This is a genomic window from Brevibacillus fluminis (assembly GCF_052072235.1).
Lineage (GTDB): Bacteria > Bacillota > Bacilli > Brevibacillales > Brevibacillaceae > Brevibacillus_D > Brevibacillus_D fluminis_A.
The window spans coordinates 4,739,854-4,752,456 of sequence record NZ_CM125436.1; the positions used below are offsets into that span (position 1 = coordinate 4,739,854).

Below are 12,603 nucleotides of genomic sequence, written 5' to 3' on the forward strand. Positions count from 1 at the left end.
AGTCAGAAATTTACAAATAATGAACAAAGGAGAAAAGCCGATGCAGGAAAGCGCAGCAAAAGCGATTCAAGATACGTATCCTGACGATTTTGCCTGGTGTTACGGCTGCGGCCGACTCAATGAAGACGGGCATCATTTCCGGACAAGCTGGGAAGGCGAACGAACGGTGACGATCTATACGCCCGAGCAGAAGCACATGGGGATTCCAGGGTTCGTCTATGGCGGACTGATCGCCTCATTGATCGATTGCCATGGAACCAGTTCTGCCGCACTGGCGCTGCACCGCAAAAACGGGCATGAAATCGGTGACGGTGCGGAACCGCCCCGATTTGTCACGGCCACGTTGAATGTGGAATTTCTGAAACCGACGCCACAGGACGTTCCGCTCAAAGTGCTGGGCACCGTGGAAGAAATCCATCCGAAGCGATGGAAGGTTCATTCCGAAGTGTTTGCCGGCGATACCCTCTGCGCCCGCGGGGAAGTCGTCGCGGTAGTGATGCCGAGCACATTCATCACCAAAAATGGGTAAAAAAAAGAGAAATCATCTGCGGATGGTTTCTCTTTTTATTGTATCGTTCGCACTATCACGGTCTGGTTCCATCGCTTCCGGTATTCACCATAATCTGCGCCACCTGACTAAGCCGGCCGTAAAAAAGGTCGCGGCCCATTCCGTCCAGCCCGATCTCATCCATGGCTTCCTTCATGCAGGCCAACCAGGCCACCGCTCGTTCCGGCGTGATCGGGAACGGCATGTGGCGCATGCGCATGGCGGGTGGGCCGAATTCATCGCTGTATAAGGTCGGCCCGCCGAGAAATTGCGTCAAAAACATTCGCTGTTTCCGCATGATCTCCGCCATCTCGCCTTCGAACAGCGGAGCCAGGTCCGGATGCCGATACACGCGCGGGTAAAAAGCCTGTACCAATCGCGATACCGTCTCCTCTCCTCCAACCAACTGGTAAAGCGTCGTCGTATGCGCTGGCATTTCCATATGTGCACCTCTTCTTTACTTTATTCTCTTATCGTTACTCTACCGCACGGGACGCCGTTTTGTCTGTGATCAGGATCACTCGTTTTGTTTTACCATGCCGGCACACATGCGCCAGCTCCTCAAGACCCCGTCCCGCCACAATTTTCTTTTCTGTCACATCGTGTGTGATTTACCTCACATCCTCCTCCGATTTTTCTCTTTATACTCAAGGCGAAATCAGAAAACGAGGAGTGATGGTCTCATGTTTTGCTACCAATGCGAACAGACTCCAACAGGTGGTTGCAAGGTTGTTGGCGTTTGTGGAAAGAACGAAGAGCTTGCAAGTATTCAGGACACTATCATTTTTGCGCTGAAAGGCATCGCTGCTTATGCGACCCATGCCCGACAGCTTGGATATATCGATCCAGAAGTGGATGGCATTACACAGGAAGCGCTCTATTTCACCTTGACCAACGTTAATTTTAATCTGGACGAACACTTGGCAATGGCGATGAAGGTGGGAAAAGCAGCGATCAAAGTGATGGAGCTGCTGGATCGGGCGCATACGGAACATTTCGGCGTCCCACAACCGATTACGGTAACACAAAACAAAATTGAAGGAAAATGCATCGTCGTTACTGGTCACAACCTGTTTGCCCTGGAAGAGCTGTTGAAACAGACGGAAGGCAAAGGAATCAACATCTACACCCATTCCGAGATGCTGCCTGCCCATGGCTACCCTGAACTGCGGAAGTATCCTCATCTGAAAGGAAACATCGGCAAGGCGTGGTACGACCAAAGACGGCTGTTTGAAGAATTCCCGGGCGCGATTTTGGCGACGACCAACTGCGTCATGCCGATCAAAGGCAGCTATGCCGACCGCTTCTTCTCGTATGACATTGCCGGCCTGGAGCATGTGACCAAGATCGAGAACGACGACTTTACCCCGCTGATCGAAAAGGCGCTCGCGCTTCCCGAAGCTTCGATCGAATCGACGCAAACGCTATCGACCGGCTTCCATCATGAAACCGTGCTGGGTATCGCACCTGAAATCATTCAAGCCGTGAAGGCAGGCAATATCAAGCGCTTCTTCGTCATCGCCGGCTGCGACGCTCCGGGCAAAGGCGGCGACTATTACCGCGAATTGGCAACATCGCTGCCGCCAGAAACGGTCATTCTCACGACATCCTGTGGCAAATTCCGGTTCAACGATGTCGATTACGGCACCGTGCCGGGCACCACTATCCCTCGCTATATCGATTTGGGGCAATGCAACAACTCCGTATCGACGATCAAAATCGCCGCTGCACTCGCAGAAGCGTTCGAGTGCGAGGTCAATGAATTGCCTGTCAGCATCGTGCTTTCCTGGTTTGAACAAAAAGCGGTAGCCATCCTGCTCGGCTTGTTCAGCCTCGGCATCAAAGACATCCGCATCGGGCCGAAATTGCCGGAGTTCATTCAACCAGGGGTGCTGCAAGTGCTGCAAGACTTGTTTGCGATCAAACTGATTGGCGACGCGCAGACAGATATGCAAGAAATGCTCGGGGCTGCGGCTCACTAAGAACAGCTGAAAAACATTTGGCATATGCAACTTTTGCCAAATGTTTTTTTATTTCCTACAATCATACTAAGCACTGACATCTGATCAGGAGGAATGCACATGCATCCCAAACACGTCCCCCTGCACAACCGGCACCTGTACTCGACCGGTGCCATGGTGCTGCCTGAGGCAGTCACGCTGCCTGAACGTCCGGCCGGCTACGACCGCGTGGCACAGATGGTCATGTCCGGAAAGCTGGCGGAACCGGAGCAAATCGTGTCGGCATGCGAAGCGTTTTGGAACGGGCTTGTGGAGTGGGCAGCAGCGCACGGGTATCAGATTGATTCCGAGCGGATTCCGTTTTAATGAAGCGAAGACCCCTTGTATGGTACGAGGGGTCTTTGCTTTTTCATTTTCAGCACAGCGCTTCTATTTCGCGGAAGCTTCCCACTTGGCAACTTCCTCCCGCACACGCGGTGCCACCTCGGTACCCAAGAGGCGAATCGCGTTCATCACGTGCTCATGCGGCATCGTGCCGACAGGAACGTGCAGCATAAACCGCGTGATGCCCACCTGTTTGCGCAGATGGATGATCTTCTCGGCAACGGTTTTCGGATCGCCCACGTACAGCGCGCCCTCAAAGCTGCGCGCCGCGTCAAAGCTGGAACGGTCGTAATGCCCCCAGCCGCGCTCGCGGCCCAGCACGTTCATCGCTTGCTGGGTCGATGGGAAGAACGTGTCGGCAGCCGTCTGCGTGTCTTCCGCAATGAAGCCGTGCGAATGCGACGCAACGCGCAGCGTGGACGGATCATGTCCGGCCTGGGCTGCCGCTCTTTTGTACAGCTCGACAAGCGGGGCAAACTGCACCGGCCGCCCGCCAATAATCGCAAGCACAAGCGGCAAGCCCAGGATGCCTGCGCGGATGGCAGATTGCGCATTTCCGCCGCTGCCAATCCAGACAGGCAGCGGATTCTGGACCGGCCGCGGGTAAACCCCCAGATTGTGAATCGCCGGTCGATGCTTGCCCGTCCACGTCACTTTTTCCGACTCGCGAATTTTCAAAAGCAGCGCCAGCTTCTCGTCAAACAGCTCGTCATAATCGTCCAGGTCATAGCCGAATAACGGAAACGACTCGATGAAGGAGCCGCGTCCCGCCATAATTTCCGCTCGCCCGTTCGATACGGCATCAAGCGTCGCAAAATCTTGGAAAACACGCACCGGATCGGCGGACGAAAGCACCGTCACGGCGCTTGTCAGCCGAATCCGTTTCGTCTGTGTGGCTGCAGCTGCCAGCACGATCGCAGGCGAGGATGCCGCATAATCTTTGCGGTGGTGCTCCCCGACGCCAAAGACGTCGAGCCCGACCTGATCCGCCAGTACAATCTCCTCGACCACTTCGCGCAGGCGCTGCGCATGGCTGATGACTTCACCGGTCTGGACATCGGGTGTGGTTTCTACAAATGTGCTGAGGCCTATTTCCATGTGGTTGTGCTCCTTTTGGGCAGTTGTTTTTGCGGTATTTTGCAGTGGACTTTTCCCTTGGGGGAAAGTGTACAGTAGAAATGGAACAAAGTAGCGAATCGAGATATATGTAGGAGGTGTCTTCTTGCTGTCGATTGGAGAATTCTCCAAGATATGTGAAGTCTCTACAAAAACGCTTCGCTATTACGATGAAATGGGCTTACTCACTCCGGATGAGATTAACCCGGAAAACGGCTATCGCTATTATTCCATCCGGCAGTTAAAAAGAATGCTTTTTATCAACCGTTTGAAATCTTACCATTTTTCTTTGGAAGAAATCAAAACCATTCTGGAATGGGAAGCGGATCAAGCAGAAGAGAAGCTTCGTTCTGCCCTTATTCGCAAGAGGCATGAAATCCAGGAAAAACGGAATGCTCTTGATGATACCTTGAAACAAATGAGCGGCGATATTTTACAGGTAGAGAAAGGCATTTCCATTATGTCATACCTTGACCAAATCGATGTACAACTTGTTGAAACCAAGCCGATGACTCTCCTTTCAATCCGTCAAAGGATGAGCAGGGATGACTATGCTGCAGGGTATGAAAAGCATTTTGGCAGGCTGTATGAAAAGATTGCGAATGAAAAACTCACCTTGCTTGGTACGCCAATGACTTTTTATCACAGCCAGGAATACGATCCTGCCGGCAATGATACAGAGTTTGCCATCCCGATAAAAGAGAGGGTAAAAGGAACGCGAGATGTACCTGGCGAACTGTGCGCGCGTTCGGTTTTACAAGGTTCCTATCAAGAATTGACATCGGTATACGCCAAGCTGAGGGAATGGACGGAACATGAAGGATACGAGTTGGTGAAATCGCCCTATGAAGTATATGTAACGGACCATCGTCAAGCCGCCGTTCCCGAGGACATTGTTACGGAGGTGTATTTTCCTGTAAAGAAAAAATAGCCGCTCATGAAACAAAAACGCATTGCAGGAGGTAGTTATCATGCAAAGAAACTACTGGCCAACCACTGAATGGCAATCCGCAGACCCGGCAGCCTTGGGAATGGACCATGAAAAGCTTTCACAGCTTGAACCGGTGATAAAATCCGCGTACAGCAATTGTACCGGCATTGTTGTAGTGAGAAATGGATATGTGGCGTACGAAAGATATGATCACGGCTATGGCCCGGATGATGCGCTCCATGTGGCGTCTGTAACGAAAAGCGTCTTGTCTGCCCTCATTGGCATTGCCATCGATGCAGGATGTATACAAAGCGTAGACCAGAAGGCGCTTGATTTTTTCCCCGAATACGTTCCCGCTGCTGCAGATCGGCAGAAACGCGACATCACCATACGCCATCTTCTCACCATGACCGCCCCTTACCCTTTTGAAGACTGGCAAGAACCGCTGGACAAGATGTGTATGCAGCCCGACTGGGTAACGTATACGCTTGATAGGCTGGGCCAAAAAGGGACGATTGGAACGTTTAAATACTCCACCGCAGGGGCCCATCTGCTTTCAGCGATCATCACTCGCAGCACAGGAAAAAGTGCCCGTGCGTTTGCCAACGAACGTTTATTTGCTCCCATCGGCATGAAGCAAATCCCGGATTATGAAATGGAATCATTCGGATTTGAGGATTTATTCGGGAAAAGGTTAGGGGATGGGTGAAAGACCCAAACAACAACTCCACAGGAGGATGGGGGCTGACGCTGACTCCCCGTGATATGGCGCGTTTTGGCTTTCTCTATCTGAACGGCGGCATGTGGGACAATCATCAGGTGATCCCGAAGGCATGGATTGACGAATCTACCGCCATGAACCACCATCATTACGGATATTTATGGTGGTTACGCGAAGAGGGCGGCGTTTTTGCATACCTAGCAATGGGCGATGGCGGTAACGTCATTTGCTGCATTCCAGAAAAAGACCTGGTCGTCGCAATTGCATCTGAATTCGTCATGGCTCCTCGCGATCGGTGGACATTGATCAAAGAGTGGGTGATTCCGGCTGTGAGAGGCTGACTGGCGATCGAAGATTTTGGTACCGAAAAGGAGCTGCCCGCTTTGAAAAGAGGCAGCTCCTTTTTGGATTCCGGTTGGTGATCAGGCTGAACGGTGCTTGATTAACCAACCATTTTAGCTATGAAAATCCAGTCCCGACTTCACTTCTTTCACATACCCCGCCCGGATGACGAAATCTCCGAAATGCTCGCCTTCCTCCCGTTCCTTCGCGTAACGGTTCAAGATCGGCCGCAGCTCCGCCAAAATTTCCGCCTCTCCGATGTTTTCGCGATACAGCTTGTTCAAGCGATGGCCGGTGAAACTGCCGCCCAAATACATGTTGTACTTGCCGACTGCCTTCCCGATAAAGGAGATTTCCGCCAGGGCAGGTCTCGCGCATCCGTTGGGGCAGCCTGTCATGCGAATGACGATCTCCTCATCGCGCAAGCCCGCCTCATCCAAGATCAGCTCGAGCTTATCCAGCAGCGTCGGCAAATAGCGCTCCGACTCGGCCATCGCCAATCCGCATGTCGGCAACGAAACGCAGGCCATGGAGTTTCTTCGCAGCGCGGAATAGGAAGCGCCGTCGGTAAGCCCATATTGTTGAATGAGCTGTTCGATTTCCTGTTTCTTTTCGCCGGTGACATTCCCGATGATGAGGTTCTGATTCGGCGTCAGGCGGAAATCACCGGTATGCACCTTGGCGATTTCCCGCAGGCCCGCCATCAAACGGTAGTTGTCCTCGTCCTTCACGCGGCCATTTTGAATGAAAAGGGTAAAATGCCAGTTGTCGTCGCTCCCTTTCACCCAGCCGTAGCGGTCGCCATTATGCTCGAAATGATAGGCCCGCGTCTCCTCCAGCTTCCAGCCAAGACGCTGCTCCAGCTCGTGGATGAACCATTCGATACCGCGGTCGTCGATCGTATATTTGAACCGGGCATGCTTCCGCACCGCACGATCGCCGTAGTCTCGCTGGATCATGACCGTTTTCTCGGCGACATCCAGCAGTTGCTCCGGCGTAATGAATCCGATGACCCGCGCCACCTGCGGATACGTCTTCGGATCGCCGTGCGTCATGCCCATTCCGCCGCCGACGGCAACGTTGAAACCCAGCAGCCGCCCTTCCTCATGAATGGCGATGAAGCCCAGGTCCTGAGAGAAAACGTCCACATCGTTGGCAGGCGGAACCGCGATCCCAATCTTGAACTTGCGCGGCAGGTAGACGGGGCCATAGATCGGTTCTTGCTCTTCTGCTTCCAGACTGTCAACTACCTTCTCTTCATCCAGCCAAATTTCATAATAGGCGCGGGTCCGTGGGTCCAGATGGTTGCTCAGTTTTTTGGCCCATTCGTACACCTGTTCATGCACGTCTGACTGGTACGGATTCGGGTTGCACATGACGTTGCGGTTCACATCCCCGCAAGCAGCCAGTGTACTCAGCAAAGCATCGTTTACTTCTTTGATGACATTTTTCATATTCCACTTGATGACGCCATGCAGCTGGAAAGACTGACGGGTCGTCAAGCGAATCGTCCCGTTGGCAAACCGCTGGGCAATATCGTCCATCATGAGCCATTGCCCAGGCGTGACAACCCCACCTGCCGCACGCACGCGCACCATGAATTGGTAGGCCGGCTCCAGCTTTTGTTTTTGCCGTTCGTTGCGCAAATCCCGGTCATCCTGCATGTAGCTGCCATGGAATTTCATCAAACGGTTATCGTCTTCAGGGATCGACCCTGTAATTCGATCTTTCAGCGTTTCCGCCAGGCTTCCCCGCAAATAATCGCTTCGGCGTTTAATATCCTCGACATCGCTGTGAGGAGCACTGTTTGGCGAAAGCAAATGATTTTCTGACATGCTTCATATCTCCTCTCGCTATCTATGATCAATCCTAGTACACATCTCGCTGATAACGTTTTTCCTGCTGCAGCCGTTTCAAATAGGCGACAGCTTCCTCTGCGTCAAGCCCACCCTCTTGCTGGAGAATGGCGATCAAGGCGGCGTGGACGTCGTGCGCCATCTTTTTCTCGTCGCCGCATACGTATACGTGCGCTCCATCCTGCAGCCATTGGTAAAGCTCCTTGCTCTTCTCCAGCATCCGGTGCTGCACGTACACCTTTTCGCTCGAATCGCGAGAGAATGCGACATCCATGCGCGTCAGCACGCCTTCTTTGAGCCAACGCTGCCAGTCCAGCTGATAGAGAAAATCTGTGGAGAAATGCTGGTCGCCATAGAAAAGCCACGTCTTGCCCTGCGCCCCAAGCTCTTCGCGTTCCCCCAGAAAGGCGCGGAATGGCGCGACACCGGTGCCCGGTCCGATCATGATCAGCGGAGTATCCGGATTAGCCGGAAGCTTGAAGTTGGGGTTGTTCTGCACAAAGACCGGCAGCGTTTCCCCTGCTTCCAGACGGTCTGCGACATAGCTCGAACATACGCCGTACCGCTCACGTCCATGCGCCTCGTATTGAACTTTGCGAATTGTCAGATGCACCTCGTCCGGGTAGGACTGCAAGCTGCTGGAGATCGAATAGAGGCGCGGCGGCAGCTTTCTGAGAATGGGGACGAAATCTTTGGCAGACACGCCCTTCAGGTTGTAGTCTTGAACCAGATCCAGCAAATCACGACTGCGGACATACTCTCGCAGCTCCTGCTCCCGTCCTTCCGCAAGCAGCTCCTGCAGCCCGTTTCCGGAAACAAGCTTTGCCGCCTGTTCCAGAATAGGCTTGGTGAGAACCGTGATTTCATAATGGCTCGTGAGCGCCTCTTCCAATGGGCGTTCTTCCCCGTTCTTCTGAATCGGTACAAGCTCTTCTGGCTTCCAACCCATCGCATCAATTAACTCACTGACGAGGCGCGGATGATTTTTGGCGTAGATGCCCAAACAATCGCCCGGTTCATAGGTAAGATTGGACCCTTCCAGGGAGATTTCCAGATGGCGCGTCTCCTTATCCGATCCGCGACCGTTCAGGTTCAGGTTTTCCAGCACGGTAGCCTGGAACGGGTTCGACCGGGAGTATTCGGTTTCGGTTGGTGTTCCGATTAAGGTCGCTGTGCCGCTAATGCTTGTAGCTGCGACCTGGTTTGCCGACGCTTCACCGAGAGCAGCCAGGACTTGGTTGATCCACGAAGTGGCCTGCTCGTCGTAGTCAACATCGCAATCGACGCGGGGCGTCAGGCGCTTGCCTCCGAGTTCTTCCAGCCGCTTGTCGAACTCTTTGCCGGTTTGGCAGAAAAATTCATAAGAGGTGTCGCCCAATGCCAACACGGAAAACCGCAGGCCTTCCAATTGAGGCGCTCTCTTGCTGTGCAAAAATTCGTGGAAGGAGATGGCGTTATCCGGCGGTTCGCCTTCGCCGTGCGTGCTTACCACAACGAGCAGGTTTTGCACCTTTTTCAACGTGTTCGTCTTGAAATCGCTCATCGAAGAGAGCGTTACGGAAAAGCCCTGCTCCTGGAGCTTGCCGGTCAGCTTTTTGGCCAACTTTTGGCTGTTGCCGGATTGGGAGCCGAAAAGCACGGTCACCTCTTTGGAAATGACTTGCCCGCTTGCATTTGCGTGTGAAGCCGCTTGAACCCCGGCGGCCACCGTTGTTTCCGCTTGGGAAAGAGCCGAAAGATAACCGCTCAGCCAAACCTTTTGCACTCCCGAAAGCGTGGGTAGCAACCGATTCAGTAGCTCCACTTGTTCCTGACTAAATGGACTGTCTGTCACCTTGAGTACCAACAATATGCACCTCGCATAGGACGGAATTATTCCGAGTAAACTTATATACTTTGTTTTATTTGAATTAAAACTACCACAGGAAGGGGGTATGAGCAATCAGAATCGCTTATGACGATGATAAGTTTTGCTTATTGTGGGGGAGAAGTGAATAAGCCCGGTCCTGGGGGTTAGGGACCGGGCTTGGGTGTTTCGTTTTTGCATGCAAAAAAAGCTCACTCCAACTGAAAACAAGTTGAATAAGCCTTCTAAGTGTGGTTTCAAGTCTGTATTAACAAGGTTGGTTACGTTTGTACTATCATCGACTGGTTACTGTGTACAACGTACAGTGTACGACCCTTCCCTAAAGAAGTAAACCCAGCGATTATCATTTCGTTAAAATTAAAGTCGCAGACTGGCAGCGGGCTTAAACCCCTCATGGATATGTGGCGATCCCCCTTATAGAGCCTGCATCTAATCTCGTTCACTGATAAAATCTTTGTAAACGGCAATTTTATGTTCAAGCATCTCATCCGCAGCTTGTAAAGTTCTAATTTGCTTCTTAATAGAGTCCTTATGTTCTTCTAGTAGCTTTAATCGCTCTTGAGTGGTATGTTCCCCCTCTAAAGCCAACGAAGCATACGCCTTAATTTTCGCGATGGGCATTTGTGTTTCTTTTAACTTGATAACAAATTGTAGCCATTTCAGATGCGAATCATCATATCGTCTGTCCCCATTATCATCCCGAACGGGAACAATTATATTTTCCTTTTCGTAATATCGCAATGTATGCGTGCTTATTCCCATAATTTCTGCCACTTCCCCAATCGTAAACATGAAAACCTCCACACTGAATTTCATATTGACTTAGAGTTTACTCTAATCAGTATAATCAACTCACTGATCGATCACAATAAACGAAATGAATAAAATTTAGGGGGAATTCATTTGAAATATACAGTTATCACAGGTGCAAGTTCAGGAATTGGGTATGAAACAGCTCTTGCTTTTGCGTCTCGAGGAAAAAATTTGATCTTAGCAGCCCGCAGAACGGAAGAATTGGAAAAGTTAAAGTCGAAGTTGACAGAAATCAATTCAGAACTGGATATTATCATTCGAACTGTTGATTTATCTGTCACAGCAAACGTTTATGAATTTTACGAAAGTATTCGCAATTATCAGATCGAAACGTGGATTAACAATGCTGGCTTTGGAAACTTTGCTTCTGTAGGGGAACAAAACTTAAATAAAATCGAGACGATGCTCCACTTGAATATAGAGGCATTAACCATTCTGTCCTCACTTTATGTACGAGATTATGCAAAGGTTGAAGGAACGCAAATCATCAATGTTTCATCTGGAGGCGGATACTTAATCGTTGCTGATGCTGTGACCTATTGCGCGACAAAGTTCTATGTAAGTGCCTTTACAGAAGGTTTAGCACATGAATTGAAAAAAAATGGGTCAGCCATGCAAGCGAAAGTTCTAGCTCCTGCTGCAACTGCAACGGAATTTGGTAAACGTTCTATAGATGCAGATGAATTCCAATATGAAGGTGTAGTTCCCAAGTTTCATACTGCGAAGGAAATGGCTGGATTTATGCTAGAACTTTATGACAGCACAAAGGTTGTAGGCATTGTAAACGGTGAAACGTATGAATTCCTATTAAGAGATCCCATTTACCCATATGTAACGAGAACAAGAAAGGATTCGTAGAAAAATGGACAAATTTAAAATGATTCAAAATAACCATCTAGCATTAACCCAATACTATCGTTGGTATCAAGTATATGAAGTTCCACTTAACAAAGCACGTGTTGATAATCAGTTAGATATTTTGGCGAGTGACGTAGAAATTTTATCACAAGCAGGAACCTTGAAAGGGAAACTGGGAATTGAAGAGCGATTAAAAATGTTTGAAGGATGGCAAAATGCACATCATGTTGAGCACACAACAATCAAACAGTTGAATGATGAGGAACTTTCATTAGAAGCAGATATTCTTTATCAAAATATACGTCCAGATAATAGTAGGTATAGCTATAAAATTCATTATTCCACAACATTGAGACTTAGAGACAATGACTTGCCTCTTTTTACAAAAGTTCATTTAGAACCTACAGGTACGGTGGAAAATCCACAATTTCAATCTGCCTATGCTGAAAATCGTGCAAAATCATTTATGCATTATTGGTTATATTTAATGGAAACAGCATCTGTGAACAGCGATAAATTTCAAGAACTATTAGCTGATCACTTTGAGTTGGATTTAAGCACAACTTCAAAAATTAATACACTAGAAGGATTTAATGAATGGCTCACGACCATTTCTAATCAAGTAAAACAAAGCGGACATTATCCGAAAAACTTATCCGTTACAGAAAATGCTGATCATACGATAACTGTTTCTGTAGATTTTGAATGGGAAGGTCTTTCTACCCAGAATAGGCGAATGATTGCGGAAACACATCATGAATGGATACTTGAAAATAATTTGGATGAGCGATTTGCTCGGATGAAAATGATGAAAGTAATTCAAACAAAACCATTTCAAACAGTAGAATAATTTAAAATATAGCATTTTGAGATTTCAATAAATCTATTTTTCAAACCCGTTTCGATTTCCTTCTAAAAGAGAAGTAAGCGTTTATTATACAGTTTCATGTTAACTCCAACGGATTAATATTCGCTTGGGGTTCTTTTCTTTAGGGCAAGAAAAACAAAAAGCAGTAAGTTATTCTCTTAGGGCGTGTATGCAAACCTAAGCCAGCCAGACCAAAATAGAAGCCAGCGTCAACCCAGCGATTAAAGTTGTAGACTGGCAGCGGGCATTAAACTAACAGGCAGTTATCTTCAATTGCTGATTATATCGATTTTGATAAGTTTTGAGCCTTAACTCAAGCAATTGATAGACTTCGACTGG

At 49.5% G+C, this 12,603-nt stretch carries 10 protein-coding genes and 2 pseudogenes; 7 read left to right on the top strand and 5 right to left on the bottom strand.

What is annotated here, in order from left to right; all coding sequences use genetic code 11:
• The first annotated feature begins 40 nt into the window (after nt 1-40).
• Complete coding sequence (locus ACTID9_RS23295) at nt 41-529, top strand: PaaI family thioesterase (protein WP_441067241.1); 489 nt, start codon at nt 41-43, stop codon at nt 527-529.
• A gap of 55 nt (nt 530-584) precedes the next feature.
• Here ACTID9_RS23295 and ACTID9_RS23300 read toward each other — a convergent pair whose 3' ends face one another.
• The gene (locus ACTID9_RS23300) at nt 585-989 is read right to left on the bottom strand and encodes a globin domain-containing protein (protein WP_441067242.1); all 405 of its coding nucleotides are present in this window, start codon (nt 987-989) and stop codon (nt 585-587) included.
• Nucleotides 990-1,230: 241 nt separating this feature from the next.
• On the opposite strand from ACTID9_RS23300, the gene hcp reads away from it, so the two are divergent.
• Both hcp and ACTID9_RS23310 read left to right on the top strand, forming a co-directional pair.
• Nucleotides 1,231-2,529, top strand: a complete 1,299-nt coding sequence (hcp, locus tag ACTID9_RS23305) for a hydroxylamine reductase (protein WP_441067243.1) — start codon at nt 1,231-1,233, stop codon at nt 2,527-2,529.
• Nucleotides 2,530-2,643: 114 nt separating this feature from the next.
• Nucleotides 2,644-2,874: pseudogene (locus tag ACTID9_RS23310) on the top strand (kanamycin nucleotidyltransferase C-terminal domain-containing protein); the annotation flags it as partial.
• Between the two features lie 63 nt (nt 2,875-2,937).
• Here the strand turns inward: ACTID9_RS23310 and ACTID9_RS23315 are convergent.
• Complete coding sequence (locus ACTID9_RS23315) at nt 2,938-3,990, bottom strand: LLM class flavin-dependent oxidoreductase (RefSeq protein WP_441067244.1); 1,053 nt, start codon at nt 3,988-3,990, stop codon at nt 2,938-2,940.
• 124 nt (nt 3,991-4,114) lie between these two features.
• Here ACTID9_RS23315 and ACTID9_RS23320 point away from each other — a divergent pair, with 124 nt between their 5' ends.
• Nucleotides 4,115-4,939 carry a MerR family transcriptional regulator gene (locus ACTID9_RS23320; protein ID WP_441067245.1) on the top strand — a complete coding sequence of 275 codons (825 nt, stop codon included), beginning with the start codon at nt 4,115-4,117 and terminating at the stop codon, nt 4,937-4,939.
• Nucleotides 4,940-4,979: 40 nt separating this feature from the next.
• Nucleotides 4,980-6,001, top strand: a pseudogene (locus tag ACTID9_RS23325) (serine hydrolase domain-containing protein).
• Nucleotides 6,002-6,115: 114 nt separating this feature from the next.
• Here the strand turns inward: ACTID9_RS23325 and cysI are convergent.
• The 3 genes from cysI to ACTID9_RS23340 form a co-directional block, all read right to left on the bottom strand.
• The gene (gene cysI / locus ACTID9_RS23330) at nt 6,116-7,837 is read right to left on the bottom strand and encodes an assimilatory sulfite reductase (NADPH) hemoprotein subunit (protein WP_441067246.1); all 1,722 of its coding nucleotides are present in this window, start codon (nt 7,835-7,837) and stop codon (nt 6,116-6,118) included.
• Nucleotides 7,838-7,871: 34 nt separating this feature from the next.
• Nucleotides 7,872-9,704: an assimilatory sulfite reductase (NADPH) flavoprotein subunit gene (locus ACTID9_RS23335; RefSeq protein WP_441072715.1), complete on the bottom strand. Its 1,833-nt coding sequence runs from the start codon at nt 9,702-9,704 to the stop codon at nt 7,872-7,874.
• 450 nt (nt 9,705-10,154) lie between these two features.
• Nucleotides 10,155-10,517 (bottom strand): MerR family transcriptional regulator, encoded by a 363-nt coding sequence (locus tag ACTID9_RS23340; RefSeq protein WP_441067247.1) that lies wholly within the window; start codon nt 10,515-10,517, stop codon nt 10,155-10,157.
• Between the two features lie 111 nt (nt 10,518-10,628).
• On the opposite strand from ACTID9_RS23340, the gene ACTID9_RS23345 reads away from it, so the two are divergent.
• Both ACTID9_RS23345 and ACTID9_RS23350 read left to right on the top strand, forming a co-directional pair.
• Nucleotides 10,629-11,396, top strand: coding sequence for an SDR family NAD(P)-dependent oxidoreductase (locus tag ACTID9_RS23345; RefSeq protein ID WP_441067248.1), 768 nt, complete (start codon nt 10,629-10,631; stop codon nt 11,394-11,396).
• A 4-nt stretch (nt 11,397-11,400) separates the two neighbouring features.
• Nucleotides 11,401-12,246, top strand: a complete 846-nt coding sequence (locus ACTID9_RS23350; protein ID WP_441067249.1) for a hypothetical protein — start codon at nt 11,401-11,403, stop codon at nt 12,244-12,246.
• Nucleotides 12,247-12,603 lie beyond the last annotated feature (357 nt).